This window comes from Streptomyces sp. NPDC097107, from assembly GCF_044762405.1.
In the GTDB taxonomy this organism is placed as follows: domain Bacteria; phylum Actinomycetota; class Actinomycetes; order Streptomycetales; family Streptomycetaceae; genus Streptomyces; species Streptomyces thinghirensis.
This window is the reverse complement of the sequence record NZ_JBIWEF010000012.1, coordinates 36,440-60,425: the sequence shown is the minus strand read 5'-3', so window position 1 is coordinate 60,425 and position 23,986 is coordinate 36,440. Positions and strand designations below refer to the sequence as shown.

Below are 23,986 nucleotides of genomic sequence, written 5' to 3'. Positions count from 1 at the left end.
GGCGGCGGTGCGGGTCAGCGGTGCTCGGCGTCCCCGCGCAGACGAAGCCGCAGCCGATGCGCCGCCGCGCCGAACGCGCCCGCGATCAGGACGCCGCCGGCGATCAGGGCGGGCATCGAGTCGGTGAAGGACCCGCCCGCGCCGGCCCGCACCCCGTGCTCCGCGGTCGCGCCGCCGCAGGATTTGCCCTGTACGGCGGGCTCGGGGCAGGGCGGCTTCGTCGTGCAGGACGTGCCCCGCTCGGCGGTTCCGCCGTGCGGGGCGGTCGTTTCCGGGCACACCGGCCTGGTTCCGCACTGCTCGCCGTGCCGGCCGGAATGTGTGGGCTCGGTGCACGGCGGTTCGACGGCCCCGCCCTCCTCCTCCGGCACGGTCATCGTCGCGCTCCAGGGATCGCCCTCGCCCCCGGACTCCTTGGGGCAGGCGCCGTCGACGGTCCACGCGTCCTCGGAGCCTTCCGCCTCCGGGTCGGTCTCGAGAATCTCGGCGGCGGCTATGCGCGCGGTGCCCCGGTAGGCGGTTCCGGACGTCGCTCCGCCGGCGCCCTCCACCTTGCGCAGCGCGACGGTGCCCTCGTCGAAGGCCGGTGAGGTGGCGTCGAGGGTGGCCGGCGCGGATGCGCCGGTCGGGGCGCAGGAGACCGAGACGGTGACGGTGCCGCCCGGGGCGACTCCGGCCGGGCTGACCTGCGCGGCGGGCGCACCGGTGCCGGCGGGGGGCTGGGGAACGCCGGGATCGGCCGAGACGGGCCACGCCGGGACGCCGAGGGCGGCACTGGCCAGGACGGCGGCGGACAGGGCACAGGCGGTGCGGCGCATGGCGTGGGCTCCTTCGAGCGACGGCTGCGGGGGCACGGCACTCGCGCCCCCTCGGCCATCACAGCCCGCCCTTGACGGGTCCGCGCGCCACCGTGCGCCGTTCGCGGGAACGGGACCCCCGAGCGGGTGAGACCGAGGTTTCGGCCCACCCGCCGCCGTCACGGCCCCCCGCCTCGGGATGCGGCAGCGGCGCCGGTGGCCTGAGCGCGGGGGCCGGCCCCCGCGCTCAGGCCACCGGGTCCCGGAGCACCTGTTCCCGCACTCGGTCGCAGCACCGGCTGATCAGGCGGGAGACGTGCATCTGGGAGATGCCGAGCTGTTCGGCGATGCGGCTCTGGGTCATGTCGTCGAAGAAGCGCATGTAAAGGATGGCGCGTTCCCGCTCCGGCAGGGCGGCGAGGCGCTCCTTGACGGCCTCGCGGTCGACGACGGTGTCGAGGGCCGGGTCGCAGGCCCCGAGGGCGTCGCCGAGTGAGTAGCCGTCCTCGCTGCCGGGGAGTCCGGCGTCCAGGGACAAAGCCGTGAAGCTCTCCAGGGCTTCCAGTCCGATCCGGACGTCCTCCTCGCTCAGATCGGCGTGCTCGGCGATCTCGGTGACGGTGGGCCTGCGCCCCGAGATGGTCTGGGACAGGTCCTGGCCGGCGAAGCGCACGCGGTTGCGCAGGTCCTGGACCCGGCGCGGCACGTGCAGGGTCCACATGTGGTCGCGGAAGTGGCGCTTGATCTCGCCGGTGATCGTCGGCACGGCGTAGCTCTCGAAGGCGTTGCCGCGCTCGGGGTCGTACCGGTCGACGGCCTTGAGCAGGCCGAGGGCCGCGACCTGGCGCAGGTCCTCGTAGCTCTCGCCGCGGCTGCGGAACCGTCCCGCGAGCCGTTCGGCCATGGGGAGCCAGGCCTCGACGATCCGGTCGCGGACCGCGTCGCGCTCCGGGCCGTCGGGAAGGGTGCTGAGTCGGCGGAAGGCGTCGGCGGTGTCGGGGGCGTCGTCGTGCGGGTGCTTCACACTGGCGTGGATCGGCATGGTGCGTCGCAACTCCCTCGGAGCGCGGGGTCCTGTCGTCGCGCCGGGCGATGGCCCGGTCGGCGCGGACGGCGGCCGGGGTTCACAGAACCGGCGCGCGGAGCGGCCGACGGGCACCGGTACGACAACACGGCCCTTGGGGTCGGGCGGTCACCGTGGGAGGCGTCCGGCCCGGACGGACGCGTCCGGAACGGCGTCGCGCCGCTCCCACGGACGTGCCTCCTGTCCGAAGCACTGATTTTTGCCTGCCCCCTGACTCCCAGGGCAAACACGCGGTTGTTCGCCGCGCGGAGGCGGGGTCACCCGTACTGCTTGTCGCCGCCCTCCCCCGCCGGTCCGGGAGGTCCGTCAGACGAGCACCAGGGTGTGCCTGACGACAGGACCTGGCGGCGGACGGCCCGGCGGTGCTGGAGTTCGTACCGACCCCGCCGCGCCCTCGATCCCGCCGCGCCCCCGACCCCGCCGCGCCCCCGACCCCGCCGCACACCGCCTGGGAGCAGATGGAGGCGACGGCCGCCTCCATCCTCAAGGGCGACGCGAACCGGGGGGCCATGGTCAGGCAGGGGTTCAAGGCGAAGGTGCGGGAGTTTCTGCCGGGGCGGGAGAAGGAGTGACCGCGGTAGCGGCGGTCACCCCTTGCGCGGCTGGTTGAAGCGCAGCATGTTGCCGGAGGGGTCGCGGAAGGCGCAGTCGCGGACGCCGTAGGGCTGGTCGACCGGCTCCTGGAGGACCTCGGCGCCCGCGGCCCGGACGCGTTCGAAGGTGGCGTCGACATCCTCGGTGGTGAAGATGACGCCGCGCAGCAGTCCCTTCGCCAGCAGTTCGGCCATGGCCTCCTTGTCGGCGGCCGAGGCGTTCGGGTCCGCGAGCGGGGGTTCGAGGACGATGTCCACGCCGGGCTGGGCCGGGGAGCCGACGGTCACCCAGCGCATGCCCTCGAACCCGACGTCGTTGCGGACCTCCAGTCCGAGTACGTCGCGGTAGAAGGCGAGCGCCTTGTCGTGGTCGTCGACGGCGATGAAGCACTGCGAGAGGCTGATGTCCATGCGTCTCACGCTACGGGCGGGGGCGTGGGCTTCGCTTCTCCGTTCCTGACCGGTCGCGTGTAGATCTTGGCGACGCAGGCCGGGATGTCGGCACCGGCGGCGTGGTCGCGGGCCCGGTACGCGCTCGGGCTCTCACCGACCAGTTCGGTGAACCGCGAGCTGAACGACCCCAGCGAGGTACAGCCGACCTCGAAGCAGACCTCCGTGACGGACAGGTCGCCGCGCCGCAACAGTGCCTTGGCCCGCTCGATCCGGCGTGTCATCAGGTAGTTGTACGGCGTCTCCCCGTAGGCGGCGCGGAAGCTGCGGGAGAAGTGGCCCGCCGACATGAGGGCGACGCGCGCCAGCGCCGGCACGTCGAGCGGCTCGGCGTACTCGCGGTCCATCAGGTCGCGGGCCCGGCGCAGCCGGACCAGGTCCTCCAGGGTCGTCACGCCATCACGATCCCACGACGCCGAGGGCTCCCGGTACCGGCGCCGTGGGAGCGTTCGCGGTCAGGCGCCGACGTACGCCGCGAGGTGCTCGCCGGTGAGGGTGGAGCGGTCGGCGACGAGGTCGGCCGGGGTGCCCTCGAAGACGATCCGGCCGCCGTCGTGGCCGGCGCCCGGGCCGAGGTCGATGATCCAGTCGGCGTGCGCCATGACCGCCTGGTGGTGCTCGATGACGATGACCGACTTGCCGGCGCCGACGAGGCGGTCGAGCAGGCCTAGCAGTTGCTCGACGTCGGCGAGGTGCAGGCCGGTGGTCGGCTCGTCGAGTACGTAGACGCCGCCCTTGTCGCCCATGTGGGTGGCCAGCTTGAGCCGCTGGCGCTCCCCGCCGGACAGGGTGGTGAGCGGCTGGCCGAGGGTGAGGTAGCCGAGCCCGACGTCGGCGAGCCGGTCGAGGATCTTGTGCGCGGCCGGGGTGCGGGCCTCGCCGGTGCCGAAGAACTCCTCCGCCTGGGCCACCGACATGGCGAGGACCTCGCTGATGTCGCGGCCACCGAGGCGGTACTCCAGCACCGAAGCTTGGAACCGCTTGCCCTCGCAGTCCTCGCACGGCGTGGCGACGCCGGCCATCATCGCCAGGTCGGTGTAGATGACACCGGCGCCGTTGCAGGTGGGGCAGGCGCCCTCGGAGTTGGCGCTGAACAGGGCGGGCTTGACGCCGTTGGCTTTGGCGAAGGCCTTGCGGATCGGGTCGAGCAGTCCGGTGTACGTGGCCGGGTTGCTCCGCCGGGAGCCCTTGATGGGGCTCTGGTCGACCGATACGACGTCCGCGCCGGCCGGGACCGAGCCGTGGATCAGGGAGCTCTTGCCGGAGCCCGCCACGCCGGTGACCACGCAGAGCACGCCGAGCGGGACGTCGACGTCGACGCCCTGGAGGTTGTGCGTCGTGGCGTCGCGGATCTCCAGCGTCCCGGTGGGCTCGCGGACCGTCTCCTTGAGCACGGCCCGGTCGTCGAGGTGGCGGCCGGTGACGGTGTCGCCGGCCCGCAGCCCCTCCACGGTGCCCTCGAAGCAGACGGTGCCGCCCGCCGTGCCGGCGCCGGGGCCGAGGTCGACGACGTGGTCGGCGATCGCGATCGTCTCCGGCTTGTGCTCGACGACGAGCACCGTGTTGCCCTTGTCCCGCAGCCGCAGCAGCAGGTCGTTCATGCGCTGGATGTCGTGCGGGTGCAGGCCGATGGTGGGCTCGTCGAAGACGTACGTGGTGTCGGTGAGGGACGAGCCGAGGTGGCGGATCATCTTCACGCGCTGCGCCTCGCCGCCCGACAGGGTGCCCGCCGGACGGTCGAGCGAGAGGTAGCCGAGGCCGATCTCCACGAACGAGTCGAGGGTGTCCCGCAACGCGGTGAGCAGCGGCGCCACCGACGGGTCGTCGAGAGTGCGGACCCACTCGGCCAGGTCGCGGATCTCCATCGCGCAGGCGTCGGCGATGCCGATCTTCCCGATCCTCGACGACCGGGCGCCCTCGCTGAGCCGGGTTCCGTCGCACTCCGGGCAGGTGGTGAAGGTGACGGCCCGCTCCACGAACGCCCGGATGTGCGGCTGCATCGCCTCCTTGTCCTTGGACAGGAACGACTTCTGGATCTTCGGGATCAGTCCTTCGTAGGTGAGGTTGACGCCGCTGACCTTCACCTTGACCGGCTCGCCGTAGAGGAAGTCCCGCAGCTCCTTCTCGGTGTACTCGCGGATCGGCTTGTCCGGGTCCACGAAGCCGGACTGGGCGTAGACCTGCACGGTCCACTGGCTGTCCGACTTCCAGCCGGGGATCGTGAAGGCGCCCTCGGCGAGCGACTTGGAGTCGTCGTAGAGCTGGGAGAGGTCGATGTCGGAGACCTTGCCCCGGCCCTCGCAGTTGGTGCACATGCCGCCGGTGCGCTCGTAGGTCGCCCTGACCGCCTTCTTGTCGCCGCGCTCGACGGTGATCGCGCCGCTCGCCCGGACGGAGGCGGTGTTGAAGGAGTAGGCGCTGGGCGGTCCGATGTGCGGGTCCCCGAGCCGGCTGAAGAGGATGCGCAGCATGGCGTTGGCGTCGGTGGCGGTGCCGACCGTGGAGCGGGGGTCGGCGCCCATCCGCTGCTGGTCCACGATGATCGCGGTGGTCAGGCCGTCGAGGACGTCGACCTCGGGCCTGGCCGGCGTCGGCATGAAGCCCTGCACGAAGGCGCTGTAGGTCTCGTTGATCAGACGCTGCGACTCGGCGGCGATCGTGTTGAACACCAGTGAGCTCTTGCCCGAGCCGGAGACACCGGTGAACACCGTCAGCCGGCGCTTGGGGATCTCGATGCTGACGTCCTTGAGATTGTTCTCGCGGGCACCGTGCACACGGATCAGGTCGTGGCTGTCCGCGACATGCGGTGCGGCCGCCTGCTGGTCCGTTCTCCTCGCGCTGCTCATCGGTGTCTCCATCTGTCGAGCGGGTCGGCAGGGACACGCTAGACGGAGCACGGCGGGCCTTGCTTCTCGATTACTGATCTGTTCGCGCGGACACGTCGGAGTCGTCGGGCGGGGCCGCCGGGTCGGGCAGCATCAGTTCCTCGTAGCGGCCGAGGGCCAGCACCACGCCGAGCATGAGGACCGGGATGAACACAGCGAGCAGCACCGCCATGATCCGTCCTTCCCGATAAGGGGTGGGCGTGGGGGGTGGTGGCGAGAGCCGGGTTCCCCGGGCCCGCCGGGCAAACCCGCGGTGCACGCGGAGGCACGCAGGGTGCCCGCGGAAATCGGAGCGGACCCGTCCGGGGGAATCCGTGTCGGCCTTCGGTGTCCGGGTACGCGGTCGGCACCCCTGAAGGACCTGGAGGGAGACATGCAGCGAGGCAGTGACCGGATGAGCGTCCACCGAGACGACGAGATGAAGCACGAACTGCAGGGTCTGCTCAGGTCCGGGCACCCCACCCGTACCGAGGAGTGGCACGACCCGGAACCTGCTGCCGAGGACGACCCCGACGTCACCTACGGACCGGTGACACCGGGCCGCGGACCGACGTATCTGGAGGCCCTCCGGCTCGAACTGGCCCGGAACCTGACCCGGGGCACCTTCCCCGCGAGCCCGCCGGAACTGTCCCGGGCGCTGCGCCGCGGCCACGCGCCCGACGCCCTCGTCGAGGGACTGGAGCGGCTGCCGCACAAGGCGCGCTACGACAACGTCCAGGAACTGGCGGTGGCCCTGACCGAGAGCGGCGGGCCCGGACCCACCGGGACGCAGGGCGCCTAGTCGCCGGAAAGGGCGGGCCTTCGATGGTTCCCATGGCCGAGCACACGGCCGAGTACGTGCGGGACGTGATGACGCCGGGCGTGACCGCCGTCCGTCCGGACTCCTCCCTCGTCGAGGCGGCGCAGCTGATGCGCACGCAGAACATCGGTGACGTGGTGGTCGCGGACGGGCAGGAGGTCGTGGGCCTGCTCACCGACCGTGACATCGCGGTGCGGGCGGTGGCCGAGGGACTCGACCCGATGGGGGTGGGCGTCCGGGCGATCTGCACCCACGACCCGCTGACGGTCTCCCCGGACGACCCGGTCGCGGACGTGGTGGCGCTGATGCGCGAGCACGCCGTACGGCGGCTGCCGGTCGTGGAGGACGGGCTGCCGGTCGGGATGGTGAGCCTCGGCGATCTGGCCGAGGCCCGGGACCCCTCGTCGGCGCTCGCCGACATCAGCCGCGCGGAACCGGACGCCCGGGGCGGCGGCTGAGACGCGCCGCGCCTCCCCCGCGGCCGAACGACTCACGCGCGCCGGGCGGCGACACCGGCCGACGCGCCAGGAAAGGAATACGAATCACATGCGCATCGCATTTCTGACCGCGCCCGAGGGCGTGGAGCAGGTCGAACTGACCGAACCCTGGCAGGCGGCGAAGGACGCGGGTCACGAGCCCGTGCTCGTCTCCACGCAATCCGGTGAGATCCAGGGCTTCAACCACCTCGACAAGGCGGACACGTTCCCGGTGGACGAGACGGTCGGCGACACGTCGGCCGATTCGTTCGGCGGGCTGGTCCTGCCCGGTGGCGTGGCCAATCCGGACTTCCTGCGGATGGACGAGAAGGCCGTGGCGTTCGTCAGGGACTTCTTCGAGCAGGGCCGGCCGGTGGCCGCGATCTGCCACGCCCCGTGGACGCTCATCGAGGCGGACGTCGTACGCGGCCGGGTCGTGACCTCGTGGCCGAGTCTGCGGACCGACCTGCGCAATGCCGGGGCCACCTGGGTCGACGAACAGGTGAAGGTCTGCGACCACGGCGACAACGTGCTGGTCACCAGCCGCAAGCCGGACGACCTCGAGGCGTTCTGCGAGACCTTCCTCGCGGAGTTCGCCAAGGCGGGCGGCTGAGAAACGAGGCGCGGGCCTCTCGCCCGGCCCGGCTCGCCGGTGCGCCCCGATCGCGCCGGAGGGCCGGGCCCACGGGTGTCCGGGCCCCATGGGTATCCGGGCGCACGCGTGTCCGGGCGCACGCGTGTCCGGGCGGCGCGGTCAGCCGCCGGAGGTGGTGCCCTCCCCGCAGCCCCGTTCCCGGGCTCCCTCACGGGTGCGGCCCGCGGCGACCGGGCGCCGGGGGTTGCGGCGCAGCCACTCGCCCTCCAGCTGAGCCATCCGGTCGTTGTGGGCTCGCAGCGCGTCGTTCGACCCGTACAGCAGGGTGTCGTGACGCGTGCGGTGGATGGTCTCCAGCTCCTTCATGAGCTGTTGGTCGTCCAGGCGGCCGGGGTCCACGCCGCCGGCCGTGGTGTCGTCACGCGTGTCGTGTTCGTTCATGCGGTCCGGGTACCCGCCCCCGGAGCACTACCACCCCCGAGCGGCACCCGGGAGGGAGCCATGGATCTCGCGTTTCTGCATCCCCTCTACGCGCATCAGGGGCCCTGGGCCTCCGTGTACGTCGATCTCTCCCGGCACACGGAGGACACCCCCCACGAACGTGAGCTGACGGCCGCGGCGGTGGCCCGGGAGCTGGCGGAACAGGGCGCGGACGACGCGACCTGCCGGGCCGTGAAGGAGGCGGTGGAGGAATTGCGCCACGCCACCGACCCGCACGGGCGGGCCCTGTTCGCGTGCGCCGGGCGGGTGGTCCTCGATCCGCCGCTGGCCCGGCCCCCGTACGGCGGGACCACCGCCGACTGGGCGCCGCTGCCGCACGTGGCACCGCTGCTGGACCTGGCCGGTGAGGACCCGGTGTGCGTGGTGGCGTACGTCGACCGCAAGGGCGCCGACTTCGAGCTGCGCAGCGCGCTGGGCAGCTCGGACGCGGGCGGTGTGACCGGCCGGCCGTGGCCGGTGCACCGCACGAGCAGCGTCGACTGGTCGGAGCGCCACTTCCAGCTGCGGGTGGAGAACACCTGGGAGCACAACGCGGCGGAGATCGCGGACGCGCTCGCCGTGTGCCAGGAGGAGACGGGCGCCGATCTGCTGGTCCTGGTGGGTGACGACCGGGAGCGGCGGTCCGTGCACGAGCGGCTTCCCAAGCGGCTGCAGGACCGCATCGCCGAGGCCTCGCGCGGTGCCGGCAGCAGGCTGCTGGACGACGAGGTGGAGGGGCTGCGGGACGACCATGTGCGCTCGCGCGCGCGGGAGGACCTGGACCGTTTCCTGGCCGCCCGCACGCCGGACGGCGAGGGCCGGGCCGGTGCCGCGGAGGGCGTGCCCGCGCTGGTCGAGGCGGCCCGGGAGCACCGCATCGACGAGCTGCTGGTCATCCCGGACGCCCCCGACACCCACCGCGAGGTGTGGATCGGCGAGGACGCCGACCAGCTGGCGGTGCGCCGTACGGAGCTGAAGACGCTCGGCGAGCAGAACTCGTGGGCGGCCCGCGCGGACGACGCCCTGTTGCGCTCGGCGGTGATGACCGGCGCCCCCGCGATCTCCGTGACGCCGGCCCTGCCGTCCGAGGCCGCTCAGAAGGCCCCGGTGGGCGGCCTGGGGGCGCTGCTGCGCTGGAAGTGACCTCCGCGCGGGCTTCAGCGGGCCCGCTCCACCCGCCGTTCGTCCCAGACCGGCTCCGGCGTCTCGCGGACGCGTCCGTCGCTGCCGAAGACGAGGTACCGGTCGAAGGAGCGGGCGAACCAGCGGTCGTGGGTGACCGCGAGGACCGTGCCCTCGAAGCCCTCCAGGCCCTCCTGGAGGGCTTCGGCCGATTCCAGGTCGAGGTTGTCGGTCGGCTCGTCGAGCAGCAGGGCGGTGACACCCTGGAGTTCCAGCAGGAGGATCTGGAAGCGGGCCTGCTGGCCGCCGGAGAGCCGCTCGAAGCTCTGCTCGGCCTGCTGGGTCAGTTCGTAGCGGCGCAGCCTGGACATGGCGGCGCCCCGGTCCTGGGCGTGCTCGGTCCACAGGATGTCCAGGAGCGTGCGGCCCAGCAGCTCCGGGTGGGCGTGGGTCTGCGCGAAGTGTCCGGGCACCACACGTGCCCCGAGCCTCCAGTTCCCGGTGTGGGCCACGTCGTCGCCGGCGAGCAGCCGCAGGAAGTGCGACTTGCCGGAGCCGTTGGAGCCGAGGACGGCGACGCGTTCGCCGTAGAAGACCTCGAGATCGAAGGGCTTCATCAGGCCGGTGAGTTCCAGCTGCTCGCAGGTGACGGCGCGGACGCCGGTACGGCCGCCCTTCAGGCGCATCCTGATGTCCTGCTCGCGCGGCGGCTCGGGTGGCGGTCCGGCCTCCTCGAACTTGCGCAGCCGGGTCTGGGCGGCGGCGTAGCGGGAGGCCATGTCGTGGCTGATCGCAGCGGCCTGACGAAGGGTCAGTACCAGTTTCTTCAGCTGTGCGTGCTTCTCGTCCCAGCGGCGGCGCAGTTCCTCGAAGCGCGCGAAGCGTTCGCGCCGGGCTTCGTGGAAGGTGGCGAAGCCGCCGCCGTGCACCCAGGCGTCGGCGCCCGCGGGGCCGGGCTCCAGGGAGACGATCTTCTGTGCGGCGCGGGCCAGCAGTTCCCGGTCGTGGGAGACGAAGAGCACCGTCTTGCGGGTCTCCTTCAGCCGCTCCTCCAGCCAGCGCTTGCCGGGCACGTCGAGGTAGTTGTCCGGCTCGTCGAGCAGCAGCACCTCGTCGGTGCCGCGCAGCAGCGCCTCCAGCACCAGCCGTTTCTGCTCACCGCCGGACAGGGTGCTCACCTGCCGCCACTGGGCCTTGTCGTACGGCACCCCCAGCGCGGCCGTGGTGCAGATGTCCCACAGGGTCTCGGCCTCGTACCCCTGCGCCTCGGCCCAGTCGGCGAGCGCCTGCGCGTAGCGCATCTGGGCGGCCTCGTCGTCGACGGTCAGGATCCCGTGCTCGGCGGCGTCGACCGCGCGCGCGGCCTCGCGGATGCGGGGCGACGCCACGGACACCAGCAGGTCGCGTACGGTCGTCTCGTCCCGTACGGAGCCCACGAACTGCCGCATCACCCCGAGGCCGCCGCCGACGGTGACGGTCCCGCCGTGCGGCTTCAGCTCCCCGGACAGCAGGCGGAGCAAGGTGGTCTTGCCCGCCCCGTTGGGTCCGACGAGGGCCACGACGGCCCCCTCCCCCACCCGGAAGGACGCGTCGCCGAGCAGCGCCCTCCCGTCGGGGAGGTAGTACTCCAGGTGCGCGGCTTCGAGATGACCCATGGGACCGGATTCTGCGGCTCCGGGCACGCCCCGGGCAAACCGTTTTCGTCCTCCGCTGCCGGGGCTGCGGTACGTGGGGCGCGCCACCCGCAGGAAACGCGTTCCGCAGGGTAGGCGGAAGGCATGAGCCCCGACGTAGACCTCACCGCCCGGACGCCCGGCCCGCATCCGGTCCGCAACGGTTTCCTGCGGCTGGACCAGCGCGTGTTCGAGGCCGTCGCCGCCCGCACCTGGCCCGGCGCCGACCCCCTGCTCCCCCGGCTGAGCCGTAGCGCCAACCACGGCGTGCTGTGGTTCGCGGCCGGCGCCGCGCTGGCCGCGACCCGCACCCCGAGGGCCCGCCGTGCCGCCGCCCGGGGCCTCGCCTCGCTGAGTCTGGCATCGCTGACGATCAACACCCTCGGCAAGCGCTCGGTCCGCCGGGCCCGTCCCGTACTGGACCCGGTGCCGCTGATCCGGCAGCTGAAGCGGCAGCCGGTCACGACGTCCTTCCCGTCGGGGCACGCCGCGTCGGCCGCCGCCTTCGCGACCGGCGTCGCGCTGGAGTCCCCGGCGTGGGGCGCGGCGGTGGCCCCGGTGGCCGCCGCGGTCGCCCTCTCCCGGGTCTACACCGGCGTCCACTACCCGAGCGACGTGGTGGCCGGTGCGGCGCTCGGGGTGGGGGCCGCGTTCGCCGTACGGGGCATGGTGCCGACGCGCGCGCAGCTCACCCCGCCGGCCCGGCCGCGCGCCGAGGTCCCGGCGCTGCCCGGGGGCGAGGGCCTCGTCATGGTGGCCAACATCGGCTCGGGCACCTCGGACCGGGTGCGGGCGCTGTGCGACGCGCTGCCCGACGCGGAGGTGGTGGAGTGCGAGCCGGAGGACGTCCGGGCCGAGCTGGAGAAGGCGGCGGAGCACGCCCGGGTGCTCGGTGTGTGCGGCGGCGACGGCACCGTGAACGCCGCGGCCGAGATCGCGGTCCGCCACGGACTGCCGCTCGCGGTGCTGCCCGGCGGCACGCTCAACCACTTCGCCTACGACCTCGGCGTGGAGGACGTGCGGGATCTGTGCCGGGCGCTGGAGCGGGGCGAGGGCGTGCGCGTGGACGTGGGCCGGTTCGCCTCCGGCGGGCAGCACGGTGTCTTCCTGAACACCTTCAGCCTCGGCGTGTACCCGGAACTGGTGCGCGAGCGGGAGCGCTGGTCCCCCCGGATCGGCGGTTGGCCGGCCGGGGTGCTGGCGGCCGTGCGGGTGCTGCGCGCCGACCGGCACCCGTTGGAGGCCGAGGTACGCGGCCGCAGGCGCCCGCTGTGGATGCTGTTCGCGGGCAACGGCACGTACCACCGCAGGGGCATCGCTTCCGGCCGCCGCCTCGACCTGGCGGACGGGCAGCTGGACGTGCGGGTGGTGCACGGCGGCCGCCGGCCGGCCCTGCGGCTGCTGTCCGCGGCCCTGGCCGGTCCGCTGACCCGCTCCCCCGCCCACGCGGCGGTGCAGGTGAGCCGGCTGCGCCTGTCCGGAATCGCGCCGGGCACGCTGATGGCCTTCGACGGCGAGCTGACGGAGACGGAGGGCGACCTGACGCTCGAGAAGCTGCCCGAGGCGCTCACGGTGTACCGCCCGCTGGCCGGCGACGGGCTCCTTTCCTGACGGGGCCTTTCCTTCCTGACGGCGTTTGCTGACGCCCTTTCCCGACGGCCTTGCCGGCACCTGCTGCTGACGGCGCGTCAGCCCATATCGCGAAACGCGCGTCTCATCATTCGGCCGGTGCGCGTACGGTGATCGCATCGTCGGGAGAGGGGACCCACCTTGCCGAAGCCGCAGGAGACCGCCGTATACACGCACGGACACCACGAGTCCGTGCTCCGCTCGCACACCTGGCGCACCGCCGCCAACTCCGCCGCCTATCTGCTCGGCTCACTGAAGCCCCACATGCGGATCCTGGACATCGGCTGCGGTCCGGGCACCATCACCGCGGACCTGGCGGAACTGGTCCCGGACGGGCACGTCACCGGCGTGGACCGGGCGCCGGAGATCGTCGAGCGGGCCCGGGCCACGGCAGCCGAACACCGGCTCACCAACACCGACTTCGCGGTCGCCGACGTGCACGCGCTGGACTATCCGGACGGCACGTTCTGCGTCGTCCACGCCCACCAGGTCCTCCAGCACGTGGGCGACCCGGTGCAGGCCCTGCGCGAGATGAGGCGGGTGGCGCGGCCCAACGGGATCATCGCCGTCCGCGACTCGGACTACGGCGCCATGACCTGGCACCCCGCCTCCCCGGGCATGGACGACTGGCTGGACCTGTACCACCGGGTGGCCCGCGCCAACGGCGGCGAGCCGGACGCCGGACGACGGCTGAAGGCCTGGGCACTCGAGGCCGGGTTCACCGACATCACGGCGACCTCCGCCACCTGGACCTTCGCCACCCCCGAGGAGCGCCGGTGGTGGAGCGACCTGTGGGCGGACCGCACCGTGGCGTCCGCCTACGCCGAGCGCGCCATCGAGGGTGGCCATGCGACGACGGAGCGGTTGCGGGCCGTCTCGGCTGCCTGGCGGGAGTGGGGTGAGCGGCCGGAGAGCTGGTTCAGCGTCCTGCACGGGGAGATCCTGTGCCGGAAGGAAGACTGACGGGCGCCTGATCGGTGGAATCCGTGAACCGATGAACCGCTGGTGACGAGGCTGCTGTCCCGGGAGGTTCACTCCCGGGGCAGCAGCGGCCCCAGCGGCCCGAGGTCCAGATTCAGGTCCTCGGGCCGCAGGCCGTAGCGGTCGCGCAGTTCGGTCATACGGTCGTCGAGGAGCATCAGGGTGAGCCCGATCCGCTCCTCCTGGTCCTCGCTCAGGTCGCCCTCGTCGACGCGGCGCAGCGCTTGGCGCTCCATGAGCTGGCGCAGCAGCTCGACGACGGTCAGCACCAGCTTGATCAGATCGCGCTCGACCGTGTCGGGGTCGAGGTCGAGGCGCTTGCGGGGCTCAGGATGTTCACTCACGTCAATCCCCGAACGGCGATGGAACATTGTGGTTGACCGAGCTGATCAGCGCGTTCAGGTCGATGCGGACCAGGTCGACGTCCGCGATGCGCAGCGTGACGTCACCGGTGATGACGACTCCCCCGGCCAGCAGCCGGTCGAGCAGGTCGACCAGGGCGATCTCACGGCGTTCGACGACGGTCATGATCCCTCCCCCGTGCTTTCCCCGCCGGCCCCTCGTTCACCGGCTTCGTCACCGGCGAAGGAATAGGCCGCCCACGGCCCGGTGAGTTCCACGCGGATTCCGGGGGCGTCGTCCTTCGTCCCGTCCACCATTTCCACGAATTCCTCGGAAACGTCCCGTCGTACCAAATAGGCGGCGTTGAGAACGTTCCGTCCGGCGGCACCGGAAAGGCTGGGGTTCTGCGGCGCGTGCAGCCGTGCGTCGTCGGCCCGGGAGGACAGCGATTCGTGCAGTCGGGTCGCGAACTCCTCGGCCCTGCTCCACAGGTCGTCGCTGGCCCGTGTCTGCCTGCGCCGCTGCCGCAGGTAGTCCCGGCCGGAGGCGGGCTTCGGGGCGGGTCGCGCCGGCTCGGCGGCCCGCTCGGGCTCCGCCTCGACGTACACCTTGACGCCCCATTCCACGCGCCCGTCCAGCCGGTCGAGCGTGCGCCGGAAGGCCTCCTCGCGCTCCTCCATCATCACGCGTACGCCGCTGTCGTCCCGGAAGACGGTGGCCAGCCGGAGCGGCAGCGGTGTGGTGACGGCGGTGAGCGCGTCGATGACCTGCTGGTGGGCGCGGGCGGTCCCGGCGAGCCAGTCCAGGTCCTCCAGGTGGCCGCGCAGTGCTTCCTCGGAGAAGTCGTCCTCCGGCACATGGCTGACCACGGCGACCAGGTCGCCGTGGGCCAGCAGCCGGGGCGGGTCCCCCGCCACCCCGGCCAGCTGGGACTGGAGGGCCGCGCCGAACGGGCGGCAGACGGCGTAGACGTACCGCAGTCCGGTCACGGCGCCTCCCTCGGTACGCGGCCCGGATCCAGTTCCCTCAGACGTTCACGCAGCTCGGCGTTCTCCCGGGTCAGTTCGTCGCGCCGGGCGCGCGAGGAGAGCGCGGGGTCGCTCTCCCACCAGTCGATGCCCATCTCCTTGGCCTTGTCGACGGACGCGACGACGAGCCGCAGCTTGATGGTGAGCAGCTCTATGTCGAGCAGGTTGATCTTGATGTCGCCCGCGATGACGACTCCCTTGTCGAGCACCCGCTCCAGGATGTCGGCGAGATTGGCGCTCTGTCCCTGGCCATAGGGATCGGGCAGCCGGCTGGGTGTGGTCATCGACGGCTCCCGCTGTCGGCGTCCTCGTACTCGTCACGGGACGCGTACTCGTCCTCGCCGGCTTCCTCGTCCTCCTCGTACTCGCCCTCGGGCTCCTCTTCGTACTGCTCCTCCGACTCGCCCTCGGGCTCTTCCTCGTACTCGGCGTCCGCTTCGCCCTCCTCCTCGGCGTACGGCGCCTCCTCGTCGTCCTCGTAACCCTCTTCGCCCTCTTCGCCCTCGGGCTCCTGGTCCTGGTCCTCCTGGTCCTGGGCCTGGTCCTCCTGCTCCTGTTCCTCCGCGAGGGCGTCCTCGTGGCTGCGGACGACCTCGCCGTCGCGGATCTCGCCGCGCCAGCCGTCGTCCGCCTCGCCCTTGAGGGTGATGTGGCGGACGTAGTTCTTCAGGTCGAGGCGGGCCCGGCGGCCCTGAGCGCGCCAGATGTTGCCGGTCTTCTCGAACAGGCCCTTGGGGTAGTACTCGATGACGAGGATCACGCGGGTGAGACTGTCGGCGAGCTTGTGGAAGCTGACGACGCCCTTCGTGGTGCCCTTGGCGCCCTCCGACGTCCAGGTGATCCGGTCGTCGGGCACCTGCTCGGTGGTCTTCGCCTTCCAGCTGCGGTTGGACCAGAAGACCTTCAGCTGCCAGTCGGACGAGGTGTCGTCGGCGCGGTTCGCGCTCTTGACGCCCTTGGCGAAGGTGCTGAAGTCCTGGTACTGGGTCCACTGGTCGTAGGCGGTGCGCACCGGCACGCCGACGTCGACGTACTCGATGATGACGGTCGGCTTCTGGCCGCCGCCGCCCTTCTTCCTGCCCTTGCCGCCGGTGAGGTTCTTGAATGCGCCGACCACGTTGTCCTTCACCTTGCCGGCGCCGACCTCGAAGGCGGCCCGCATCGGGCCCTTGCCCTCGGCGAGCTTGCGTCCGCCGTCGAGGGCGAGCTTGCCGAATCCGGGGCTGTTGCCCTCGGCGATGTCGTTCAGTTTGCCGGTGGTCTCGCCGAGCTTGGTGCCGACGCCGGTCAGCAGCCGCGTGACCTGCGCGGCGATGTACTCCTGCACCTCCGCCTTGAGGCGGTCGGCGGCCTCGCTCTGGGCCACGTCGGCGATCGGGTTCTTCTTCGCGGCCTTGCCCGCCGTGGACGCCGCGGAACCGAGCGTGTCGGTCATCGCTCACCACCACCCTTCGGCTGCCGGCTCCCGGCACCGCGGGCGGCGCTCCTGGCGCCGGCCGTCTTCTTGCCTGCCGCCTTCTCGGCAGGCTGCGCCCGCTTCGCCGCGGCCTTCTTCGCGGGTGCCTTGGCTGCCGCCTTCTTCGCGGGCGCGGGCGCCTTCCTGGCCGCCTTGCGCGGCTCGGGCGGTGCCTTCTTCGCCGCCCGCTCGCGCCGTGGCTCGCGCCGCCGCTCGGGCTCCTCCTCGTGCTCCTCCTCGTGCTCTTCGTCGGGCCGCTCGTCCGCCGGCTCGTCCTCGTAGCGGTCGTCGTCGTACTCCGCGCGCTCCTCCGAGTCCTCCGAGGCCTCGGAGTCGCGGGAGTCTCGGGCGTCGCGGGAGTCTCGGGCGTCTCGGGCGTCGTCCCTGTCCTCGGCGGACTCGGCGGACTCTGCGGACTCGGAGCCGACACCGGGCGCCTGGGACGCCACGCCGGAGAGCTGGTCGCGGACCTGGGCGGTACGACCGTGCAGCCGGTCGGCGAGCGCGTCGATCTGCCGCTCCACCATGGCACCCGAGGCCGCCTTGCCCACGCCGCGAAGGTCGGTGCGCAGCTGGTCCCCTATCTCCTTGAACTGCGGGTTGTTCTGCAGCTGGGAGGAGACGAGCTCGGCGATGCCCTTCGGCGTCAGGTTCATCTTCTTGCCGGCCACCATGGTGCCCACGGCGACGGCCAGTTTCAGTTTCTTGGTGCGTCCCAGCAGATATCCGGCCCCTACCGCGAGGCCCAGTCCCACTCGATTCATGGTGCCGTCCCGTTGCCCAATCCCGCGCTCGTGCGCGTAGCGATCTCCAGCCGGTCCAGAAGGTCGTCCTCCTGTCGGTCGAACTCCTCCTCGGAGATCTCACCGGCCTCCAACTGCTCTTCCAGACGGGCCAGTTCGGCTCTGATCGTGGCCGGGTCGTAGTAGATCCGCTCGGCCTCGCTCAATACCTGTCCGATGGCCCAGCCGGCGCCGCGCACCGGTGCGAGCGGCAGCAGCAGAACCTCCGAGAGCAGTCCCATCTCGTCACCCCGCTCCGGCGCCGGCCCCACCGGCCGCGGTGCCCGCCGGCTCGGCCGGGCCGGGCTCGACGAAGCTGTACGGCGGCAGGGGTCCGTTCACGCGCACTTCCAGGTGCGGCATGTCCGCACGGGCCCGTTCCACGGCGGCGAGGAACTCCTCGGCCGAGTCCTGCTTCACCAGGAACGAGACGTTGGCCAGCCACCCGGTGGACTCGGGGCCCACGCTCACGGCGTCGGCGACCGGTTCCACGGCGCGCTCCAGCACGACGGCGTCCTCGGCCTCCTTGCCCTGGACCGCGGCCGCGACCATCTCACCGAGCTGGATCTTGCTCTCGTAGCTGCCGCCACCCGACTGCCGGTTGGACTCGGCCAAAGCCCGGATCTCCGGGTTCTCGGCCATCACGTGGTGCAGCACGGCCTCTTCGACGTGGTTGGCCTTGACGTTGTACTCGACCCGGCCGTCCAGCGCCCCGAGGCGTTCCTTGTAGTGCTCGGCCCGCTCGGCGAGGACGCCGGTGACCGCGCTGTCGTCCGGGGCCACGCTGCCGAACCGCATGGGCAGCACACAGCCCCCCGCGCCCGCCTCGCTGAGCACGTTCTGGTGGGCGAGCAGCTCCCTGCGCTTGGGGCGCAGTCCCTCGGGCGCGTCGCTGACGACGGCCGCCAGGCCACCCGCCTCGATGACACGCACCTCGCGCGGTGGTTCACCGACGCCGGCCAGTCCCCCGGGAAGCGAGGGGTGGGAGCCGGCGGTGATGCCGTAGACGTACGTACTCACTCCTGCTCCTCCTTCCGGCGCGAGGGCGCGGCCTTGCGGGCGCGCGGACGCGACGCGGTCTCGCGCTCGCGCTCGGAGCCGTCCTCGTCACGGGCCTGCTTGAAGGCGTCGGAAATGGTCTCGGCGGCGCCGGACAGCGCCCCCTTCGACTTGCCCTTGGCACCGGACTCGGTCATCTGTCCGACCAGGTCGGGCAGGCCCGGGTCCTTGCGCGGCCCGGCCTCCAGGTCGAGCCGGTTGCACGCCTCGGCGAAGCGCAGATAGGTGTCGACGCTCGCGACGACGATACGTACGTCGATCTTGAGGATCTCGATGCCGACCAGGGAGACGCGGACGAATGCGTCGATCACGAGCCCCCTGTCCAGAACAAGCTCAAGTACGTCGTAGAGGCCGCTGCTGCCGCCTCCACCGCCGGACTGTTGTGCCGGTACGACAGTCATGCCTGGTGTTCCTCCGTGTCTTGTCGTCTTGTCGCGGGTGAGCCGGTCCGCGGCGGGCCGTCTAGCGGCCTCGGGACCCGCGGGCGTCGGCCCGGCCGCGCTCGTAGCGCCTGACTCGCCGGTAGCCCGTGAGCTGCCCCTCGGCGTCGAGCTCCACCTGGTAGCTCCCCATCAGGCTCATCGTGTCGGGCACGCGCTCGAGCTCGAGGACCTCGACCTCCAGCGCCCAGCCCTCCTCCGTCTGCTCGAAGGACGACACCGTCTCCGCGGTCATTCCTGTGAGCTCCGCGAGCTGGGCGCGCGCCTCGCGCAGTACCTCCATCGGCCGGGGCCGCCGGCGCGACCCCTGGGAGTCCTGTGACTCTTGACGCTTCTGCGGCTTTTGCGTTCTGCGTGAACTCTGTTGTGAGCCTTGTGATTCGGGCGTGTTGTTCGTGTTCGACATGGCCACCTCCCCTCCCGTGTGGCCGCAAGTTTGTTCGCGAAACCTCCACGGGCACGTGCATGTGCCACCCGCCGGCGCCCCCGCCCGGCCCCGGGCCGGCTCAGCCGCGCAGCACGTTCAGCCGCCGCCGAGCAGGCCCCATGGCCCGGGCGCGGCTCATGACCCCGGCCCACGGCCGGGTGCGCGCCTGGTCGACGGCGTCCGCGATCGTCCAGCGGCGGGCGTGCAGCGCGGGGTCGTCCAGCTGGTCCCAGGAGATGGGGGTGGCCACGGGCGCACCGGGCAGGGCCCGGACGGTGAAGGGCGCGACCGCGGTCTGCGCGTAGGCGTTGCGCTGGATGTCGAGGTAAAGCCGGTCGCCGCGGTCCTTCTTGCGGGCGGCGGTGGTGAGCCGGTCGGGATGCGCCGCGGCCAGGGCCTCTGCGACTTCTCGGGCGAACTCCCTTACGTCGGCGAAGGCCTGATGGCCCTTCAGCGGAACGACGACGTGCAGTCCCCGCGACCCGGTGGTCATGAGGGCCGAGGCCAGCTTCAGCTCGTCGAGCAGCTCGCCCAGCAGCCAAGCCGCCTCCCGTACCGCCTCGAAGTCGTCACCGGCCGGGTCGAGGTCGAAGACCATCCGGTCCGGCCGGTCCACCTGCCCGGCCCGGGACAGCCAGCGGTGCAGGGTGAGGGCGGCCTGGTCGGCGAGGTAGAGAAGGGTGGCGGAGTCGTCGCAGACGGTGTGGCAGACGGTGCCGCCCTCCTTGCCCACCTCGACGCGGTTGATCCAGTCCGGGTAGTGCTCCGGAGTGTTCTTCTGCATGAACCGCGGACCGTCGACGCCGTCCGGGTGCCGCTCCAGCATCAGTGGGCGCCCCCGCAGGTGCGGCAGCATGAACGGGGCGGCGGCACGGTGGTAGTCGACCAGATCACCCTTGGTGTACTCCTGGGCGCCTCCTTCGCCTTTGGGGAACAGCACCTTGTCCGGCCGGTGGACCTCCCCGGTGTGCCGGCCGGCCCGGACGGTCCGCGCGGTGCCACCGCTCACGGGACGATCGCCTGCTCCACCAGCATCCGTACGGCGGCCTCGACGGACTCGGCGTCGATCCCCGCGGCGTGCAGCTCCTCGGCCGGGGTCGCGGAACCCGGCATCGTGCCCACGGCGAGCCGGACCAGGCGGGGCACGGGCCGTCCGTCGCAGAAGGCGTCGAGGACGGCGTCGCCGATGCCGCCCTCCTGGCGGTGGTCCTCCACGGTCACCAGGCAGCCGGTGTCCTCGGCGGCCTCGCGCAGGGTGGCCCGGTCGACGGGCTTGACCGAGTACAGGTCGATCACCCGGACCGGGATGCCGTCCTCGCCGAGGGCGTCGGCCGCGGCGAGCGCCTCGTGCAGGGTGACACCGGCCGCGACGACGGTCAGCCGGTCGCGGTCGGAGGAGCGCAGCACCTTGCTGCCGCCGACGGGGAACTCCTCGTCGGGGCTGTAGATCACCTTGCTCTCGCCGCGCGAGGTGCGCAGGTAGCGGATGCCCTCCAGGCCGGCCATCTCGACGACGAGGCGGGCGGTCTGGTTGGCGTCGCACGGGTAGAGCACGGTCGAGCCGTGGATGGCCCGCATCATCGCGAGGTCCTCCAGGCCCATCTGGCTGGGCCCGTCCTGGCCGATGGCGACGCCGGCGTGGGAGCCGACGAGGTTGATGCCGGAGCCGCTGACGGACGCCATGCGTACGAAGTCGTGGGCGCGGGTCAGGAAGGCGGCGAAGGTGGTGGCGTACGGCACCCAGCCGCGTGCCGCCATGCCCACCGCGGTGGCGACCATCTGCTGCTCGGCGATGTAGCACTCGAAGTAGCGCTCGGGGTGCTCCTTGGCGAAGAACTCGGCGCGCGTGGAGTCGCCGACCTCGCCGTCGAGGGCGACGACGTCGCCGCGGGCGGTGCCGAGGGCGGCGAGCGCCTCGCCGAAGGCGTTGCGGGTGGCGACCTCGTCGCCCTTGTCGTAGCGGGGCAGCTCGGTCTGACCGGTGTCTGCCGAGTGCAGTGCCCGCGCGGACGGCGGCTCCTGGACCCGGACCGTGAGGTCGCGCGGCCCGCCGAGTTCCGCGATGGCCTCCTCGGCCTCCGGCAGTGGCTTGCCGTGCTGGCCCTCGCGGTCCTCCACGGCCTCGACGCCCTTGCCCTTGAGGGTGCGGGCGATGATCGCGGTGGGCTGGCCCTTGGTGGACAGGGCCTCGCCGTAGGCGCGGTCGATGGCGTCGACGTCGTGGCCGTCGATCTCGATGGTGTGCCATTCGAAGGCCCGGAAGCGGCGCGCGTACGCGTCGAGGTCGTGACCGTGCCGGGTCTGGCCCCGCTGGCCCAGCCGGTTGACGTCGACGATCACGGTGAGGTTGTCGAGGTTCTCGTACCCGGCGTGCTCGGCGGCCTCCCACACGGACCCCTCGGCCATCTCGCTGTCGCCGCACAGCACCCACACGCGGTAGTCGGCGTGGTCCAGCCGCTTGCCGGACAACGCGATGCCGACGCCGACGGGCAGCCCCTGGCCCAGCGAACCGGTGGCCGTCTCGACCCACGGCAGTCGCTGCGGGGTCGGGTGCCCCTCCAGGCGGCTGCCCAGCTTGCGGAAGGTCAGCAGCTCCTCGTCGTCGATGGCGCCGGCCGCCTTGTAGGCGGAGTAGAGGAGGGGCGAGGCGTGTCCCTTGGAGAGGACGAAGCGGTCGTTGCCGGGGTGGGCGGGGCGCTCGAAGTCGTAGCGGAGGTGGTTGGCGAGGAGTACGGCCATCAGGTCCGCGGCGGACATCGAGGACGTCGGATGTCCGGAGCCCGCGGCGGCGGACGTCCGTACGCTGTCGACGCGCAACTGCTGTCCGAGGTCGGCGAGTTCACCGGTGTTCATGAGTCTCCTTCTGCGGCGCGGTCGTCGGAACGTTTGACGGGGCCGGGGGCGATGTCGGGTCCGGGGAGTGGCTGGTCCGCCGGGGGTTCGGGGCCGGGGTCACCGGGCGCACCGGCGGACCGGGCGGGCGCCGCGCCGGCGGGCCTGGGCTTGCCGGGCGCCGCTCCCGGCCGCCGTGGCGGGGTGGGCGACTTGGCCGAGGGCGGCTTCGCGGGCGCGTTGGCGGAGGGCGGCTTCGCGGGCGCGGCGGTGGACGGCGGCTTCGCCGGCGCACGGGCGGGACGCGACTTGCCGGAGGCACCGGCCGGGCGGCCACCCTTGGCCGGTTCAGCCCCGGGTTGGTTCTTGGCGGGCTCACCGCCGGGCTGGCTCTTGGCAGGCTCACCGCCCGGCTGATTCTTGGCAGGCTCACCACCCGGCTGATTCTTGGCAGGCTCACCACCCGGCTGATTCTTGGCAGGCTCACCACCCGGCTGATTCTCGGCGGGCTCACCACCCGGCTGATTCCTGGCCGCCTCGGCGTCGGGCGTGCCCGTCGTCGGCTTGGCGTCGGCGGGCTCGGTGCCGGACCGGTGGCCGTCCGCGGCCTCGGGGACGTCCTGGCGCCCCGGGTCGTCTCCGGCCGCCGCGCCCTTCTTCTTCCGTGTCCCGGCGCTCCCCACGCCGCCCGGCACCCGTGCCACCTCCGGCGACGCCGACTCCAGCGGCACGGACCAGGACCGTACGAGGCCCAACTGGACGGCCTGACGGGGCAGTACCGCGTCGAGCAGCCAGTCCGCGGCGACCCGGACCCGGTTGCCGGGCATCGCCGCGAGGTGGTAGCCCCGCGTGACCGCGCCCGCCGCCGGGCCGGACATCGGCAGGCCGAGCGGGTTGGCGGCGGCCTTCGCGCCGCCGAGGTCGACGACGAACCCCATGTCACGGTGGCGGTAGACCCGTCGTTCGCCGATGCCGAGCGACGCGGCGACGTTCTGGGCGCAGACCTTGCCGTGCCGCCAGGCGTGCTGCGCGGTCATCGGCGTGTACTGGCCGGGCTGGTGCAGGTCGGGCACCGCGGCCACGTCACCGCACGCGAACAGCTCGGGCCGTCCCGGCACCTGGAGGTGCGGGTCGACGAGCAGCCGGCCGCGTTCCATGGGCAGCCCGAGGGACTCCACCAGGGGGTCGGGCCGCACGCCCACGCACCACACCAGCGTGCGCGTGTCCACACTCGTACCGTCGGTCAGCAGGACCCCGTCATGCGTGGCCTCCTTCACGGAGGTCCCCATCCGCACGTCGACGCCCCGCTGCCGCAGTACCCGATCGGCGGTGCGGGAGAGCCGTTCGTCCATCTCGGGCAGTACCCGGGGCGCCACGTCCAGCAGCATCCAGCGGGGCCGCATGCCGGTGCGCATCGGATGCTTGCGGACCTGCGCGTCGGTGTACATCTGGCCGTGCGCGGCGACCTCGGTGCCGGTGTACCCGGCGCCGACCACGACGAAGGTGCACCGGGCGGCGCACTCCTCGCGGTCACCGGCAGCGGCGGCCAGTTCCACCTGCCGCGTCACGTGATCGCGCAGGTACAGCGCCTCCGGCAGCCCGCGGAAGCCGTGGGCGTGCTCGGCGACGCCCGGGACGGGCAGCAGCTTGTTGACGCTGCCCGCGGCCAGGACCAGCCGGTCGAAGGGCAGAGTGCCCTCGCCGCCCTCGGGGTCGGTGTAATGCACGGTGTGTCCGTCGAGGTCGATCCCGTCGGCCTCGCCGAGCACCAGCCGGACGCGCGGCAGGGTGCCCGAGAGGGACACGCTGACCCGGCGCGGTTCCAGGATTCCGGCGGCGACCTGGGGCAGCAGGGGCAGGTAGAGGAAGTAGTCGGTCGGGTTGAGCAGGGTGATGTCGGCCTGGTGCCGGGTGAGCCTGGACAGGGTGCGGGCCGTCCGGTACCCGGCGAAGCCGGCACCGACGATCACGATGCGGGGTCGGCTCACGGTTCGCCTCCGGGCTGTCGCGTACCTCGTGAGCCTTACGCGTCCCCCTGGCCTGGGCACCCAAACGT

General features: G+C 72.4%; 27 protein-coding genes and 1 pseudogene. 7 read left to right on the top strand and 21 right to left on the bottom strand.

All coding sequences use genetic code 11. From position 1 onward, the window contains the following. Positions 1 to 14: 14 nt before the first annotated feature. Both ACIQ1J_RS26985 and ACIQ1J_RS26980 read right to left on the bottom strand, forming a co-directional pair. Positions 15 to 818, bottom strand: coding sequence for a hypothetical protein (locus ACIQ1J_RS26985; RefSeq protein ID WP_403560762.1), 804 nt, complete (start codon positions 816 to 818; stop codon positions 15 to 17). Positions 819 to 1,044: 226 nt separating this feature from the next. Next, positions 1,045 to 1,839, bottom strand: coding sequence for an RNA polymerase sigma factor SigF (locus ACIQ1J_RS26980; RefSeq protein WP_403560760.1), 795 nt, complete (start codon positions 1,837 to 1,839; stop codon positions 1,045 to 1,047). Between the two features lie 374 nt (positions 1,840 to 2,213). Between ACIQ1J_RS26980 and ACIQ1J_RS26975 the strand changes: the two are divergent. Further along, positions 2,214 to 2,453, top strand: a pseudogene (locus ACIQ1J_RS26975) (hypothetical protein); the annotation flags it as partial. Between the two features lie 15 nt (positions 2,454 to 2,468). Here ACIQ1J_RS26975 and ACIQ1J_RS26970 read toward each other — a convergent pair. From ACIQ1J_RS26970 to ACIQ1J_RS26955, 4 genes are all read right to left on the bottom strand, one after another. Beyond that, positions 2,469 to 2,885 (bottom strand): VOC family protein, encoded by a 417-nt coding sequence (locus ACIQ1J_RS26970; protein WP_210962427.1) that lies wholly within the window; start codon positions 2,883 to 2,885, stop codon positions 2,469 to 2,471. Positions 2,886 to 2,890: 5 nt separating this feature from the next. Continuing rightward, positions 2,891 to 3,319 carry a helix-turn-helix domain-containing protein gene (locus ACIQ1J_RS26965; RefSeq protein WP_210962426.1) on the bottom strand — a complete coding sequence of 143 codons (429 nt, stop codon included), beginning with the start codon at positions 3,317 to 3,319 and terminating at the stop codon, positions 2,891 to 2,893. Positions 3,320 to 3,379: 60 nt separating this feature from the next. Beyond that, the gene (locus tag ACIQ1J_RS26960; protein ID WP_403560757.1) at positions 3,380 to 5,770 is read right to left on the bottom strand and encodes an ATP-binding cassette domain-containing protein; all 2,391 of its coding nucleotides are present in this window, start codon (positions 5,768 to 5,770) and stop codon (positions 3,380 to 3,382) included. Positions 5,771 to 5,840: 70 nt separating this feature from the next. Beyond that, on the bottom strand, positions 5,841 to 5,981 hold the full coding sequence (locus tag ACIQ1J_RS26955; RefSeq protein ID WP_403560755.1) for a hypothetical protein: 141 nt from the start codon (positions 5,979 to 5,981) through the stop codon (positions 5,841 to 5,843). Between the two features lie 201 nt (positions 5,982 to 6,182). On the opposite strand from ACIQ1J_RS26955, the gene ACIQ1J_RS26950 reads away from it, so the two are divergent. From ACIQ1J_RS26950 to ACIQ1J_RS26940, 3 genes are all read left to right on the top strand, one after another. Continuing rightward, positions 6,183 to 6,590 carry a DUF2795 domain-containing protein gene (locus ACIQ1J_RS26950; RefSeq protein WP_403560753.1) on the top strand — a complete coding sequence of 136 codons (408 nt, stop codon included), beginning with the start codon at positions 6,183 to 6,185 and terminating at the stop codon, positions 6,588 to 6,590. 32 nt (positions 6,591 to 6,622) lie between these two features. Beyond that, entirely contained in the window at positions 6,623 to 7,066 is a 444-nt protein-coding gene (locus ACIQ1J_RS26945) for a CBS domain-containing protein (RefSeq protein ID WP_121751074.1), read from the top strand. Positions 7,067 to 7,154: 88 nt separating this feature from the next. Then, positions 7,155 to 7,697, top strand: a complete 543-nt coding sequence (locus ACIQ1J_RS26940; protein ID WP_403560751.1) for a type 1 glutamine amidotransferase domain-containing protein — start codon at positions 7,155 to 7,157, stop codon at positions 7,695 to 7,697. A gap of 141 nt (positions 7,698 to 7,838) precedes the next feature. Here the strand turns inward: ACIQ1J_RS26940 and ACIQ1J_RS26935 are convergent, their stop codons facing one another. Next, the gene (locus ACIQ1J_RS26935; protein WP_403560749.1) at positions 7,839 to 8,120 is read right to left on the bottom strand and encodes a DUF6158 family protein; all 282 of its coding nucleotides are present in this window, start codon (positions 8,118 to 8,120) and stop codon (positions 7,839 to 7,841) included. A 60-nt stretch (positions 8,121 to 8,180) separates the two neighbouring features. Between ACIQ1J_RS26935 and ACIQ1J_RS26930 the strand changes: the two genes are divergently transcribed. Next, entirely contained in the window at positions 8,181 to 9,302 is a 1,122-nt protein-coding gene (locus tag ACIQ1J_RS26930; protein ID WP_403560747.1) for a Vms1/Ankzf1 family peptidyl-tRNA hydrolase, read from the top strand. A gap of 14 nt (positions 9,303 to 9,316) precedes the next feature. On the opposite strand, the gene ACIQ1J_RS26925 is transcribed toward ACIQ1J_RS26930, so the two are convergent. After that, entirely contained in the window at positions 9,317 to 10,936 is a 1,620-nt protein-coding gene (locus tag ACIQ1J_RS26925; protein WP_403560745.1) for an ABC-F family ATP-binding cassette domain-containing protein, read from the bottom strand. Positions 10,937 to 11,059: 123 nt separating this feature from the next. Between ACIQ1J_RS26925 and ACIQ1J_RS26920 the strand changes: the two genes are divergently transcribed. After that, a complete protein-coding gene (locus tag ACIQ1J_RS26920; protein ID WP_403560743.1) occupies positions 11,060 to 12,565 on the top strand; it encodes a bifunctional phosphatase PAP2/diacylglycerol kinase family protein in 1,506 nt (501 codons plus the stop codon). 159 nt (positions 12,566 to 12,724) lie between these two features. Next, complete coding sequence (locus tag ACIQ1J_RS26915) at positions 12,725 to 13,546, top strand: methyltransferase domain-containing protein (protein ID WP_403560741.1); 822 nt, start codon at positions 12,725 to 12,727, stop codon at positions 13,544 to 13,546. 68 nt (positions 13,547 to 13,614) lie between these two features. Here the strand turns inward: ACIQ1J_RS26915 and ACIQ1J_RS26910 are convergent, their stop codons facing one another. The 13 genes from ACIQ1J_RS26910 to ACIQ1J_RS26850 all read right to left on the bottom strand — a co-directional run bounded on the left by ACIQ1J_RS26910 (position 13,615) and on the right by ACIQ1J_RS26850 (position 23,918). Beyond that, the gene (locus tag ACIQ1J_RS26910) at positions 13,615 to 13,935 is read right to left on the bottom strand and encodes a gas vesicle protein K (RefSeq protein ID WP_403560739.1); all 321 of its coding nucleotides are present in this window, start codon (positions 13,933 to 13,935) and stop codon (positions 13,615 to 13,617) included. Then, positions 13,910 to 14,092, bottom strand: a complete 183-nt coding sequence (locus ACIQ1J_RS26905; RefSeq protein ID WP_121750043.1) for a gas vesicle protein — start codon at positions 14,090 to 14,092, stop codon at positions 13,910 to 13,912. Before ACIQ1J_RS26905 ends, ACIQ1J_RS26910 begins: the two co-directional genes overlap by 26 nt. Then, the gene (locus ACIQ1J_RS26900; RefSeq protein ID WP_403560737.1) at positions 14,089 to 14,895 is read right to left on the bottom strand and encodes a GvpL/GvpF family gas vesicle protein; all 807 of its coding nucleotides are present in this window, start codon (positions 14,893 to 14,895) and stop codon (positions 14,089 to 14,091) included. The genes ACIQ1J_RS26905 and ACIQ1J_RS26900 overlap by 4 nt, the downstream gene beginning before the upstream one ends. Next, a complete protein-coding gene (locus tag ACIQ1J_RS26895; protein WP_121750042.1) occupies positions 14,892 to 15,218 on the bottom strand; it encodes a gas vesicle protein in 327 nt (108 codons plus the stop codon). The genes ACIQ1J_RS26900 and ACIQ1J_RS26895 overlap by 4 nt, the downstream gene beginning before the upstream one ends. After that, on the bottom strand, positions 15,215 to 16,369 hold the full coding sequence (locus ACIQ1J_RS26890) for an SRPBCC family protein (protein WP_403560735.1): 1,155 nt from the start codon (positions 16,367 to 16,369) through the stop codon (positions 15,215 to 15,217). The genes ACIQ1J_RS26895 and ACIQ1J_RS26890 overlap by 4 nt, the downstream gene beginning before the upstream one ends. Then, complete coding sequence (locus ACIQ1J_RS26885) at positions 16,366 to 17,154, bottom strand: DNA primase (RefSeq protein ID WP_403560733.1); 789 nt, start codon at positions 17,152 to 17,154, stop codon at positions 16,366 to 16,368. Before ACIQ1J_RS26885 ends, ACIQ1J_RS26890 begins: the two co-directional genes overlap by 4 nt. Next, positions 17,151 to 17,414 carry a gas vesicle protein GvpG gene (locus tag ACIQ1J_RS26880; protein ID WP_403560731.1) on the bottom strand — a complete coding sequence of 88 codons (264 nt, stop codon included), beginning with the start codon at positions 17,412 to 17,414 and terminating at the stop codon, positions 17,151 to 17,153. Before ACIQ1J_RS26880 ends, ACIQ1J_RS26885 begins: the two co-directional genes overlap by 4 nt. Positions 17,415 to 17,418: 4 nt before the next feature. Further along, positions 17,419 to 18,192 carry a GvpL/GvpF family gas vesicle protein gene (locus ACIQ1J_RS26875; protein ID WP_403560729.1) on the bottom strand — a complete coding sequence of 258 codons (774 nt, stop codon included), beginning with the start codon at positions 18,190 to 18,192 and terminating at the stop codon, positions 17,419 to 17,421. Continuing rightward, on the bottom strand, positions 18,189 to 18,632 hold the full coding sequence (locus tag ACIQ1J_RS26870) for a gas vesicle structural protein GvpA (RefSeq protein ID WP_403560727.1): 444 nt from the start codon (positions 18,630 to 18,632) through the stop codon (positions 18,189 to 18,191). The genes ACIQ1J_RS26875 and ACIQ1J_RS26870 overlap by 4 nt, the downstream gene beginning before the upstream one ends. Positions 18,633 to 18,693: 61 nt before the next feature. Continuing rightward, the gene (locus tag ACIQ1J_RS26865) at positions 18,694 to 19,077 is read right to left on the bottom strand and encodes a gas vesicle protein (RefSeq protein WP_403560725.1); all 384 of its coding nucleotides are present in this window, start codon (positions 19,075 to 19,077) and stop codon (positions 18,694 to 18,696) included. Positions 19,078 to 19,177: 100 nt separating this feature from the next. Continuing rightward, on the bottom strand, positions 19,178 to 20,107 hold the full coding sequence (gene ligD / locus ACIQ1J_RS26860) for a non-homologous end-joining DNA ligase (RefSeq protein WP_403560723.1): 930 nt from the start codon (positions 20,105 to 20,107) through the stop codon (positions 19,178 to 19,180). Next, positions 20,104 to 21,951 (bottom strand): transketolase, encoded by a 1,848-nt coding sequence (locus ACIQ1J_RS26855; RefSeq protein ID WP_403560721.1) that lies wholly within the window; start codon positions 21,949 to 21,951, stop codon positions 20,104 to 20,106. Before ACIQ1J_RS26855 ends, ligD begins: the two co-directional genes overlap by 4 nt. Then, the gene (locus ACIQ1J_RS26850) at positions 21,948 to 23,918 is read right to left on the bottom strand and encodes an FAD-dependent oxidoreductase (protein WP_403560719.1); all 1,971 of its coding nucleotides are present in this window, start codon (positions 23,916 to 23,918) and stop codon (positions 21,948 to 21,950) included. Before ACIQ1J_RS26850 ends, ACIQ1J_RS26855 begins: the two co-directional genes overlap by 4 nt. Positions 23,919 to 23,986: the final 68 nt, after the last annotated feature.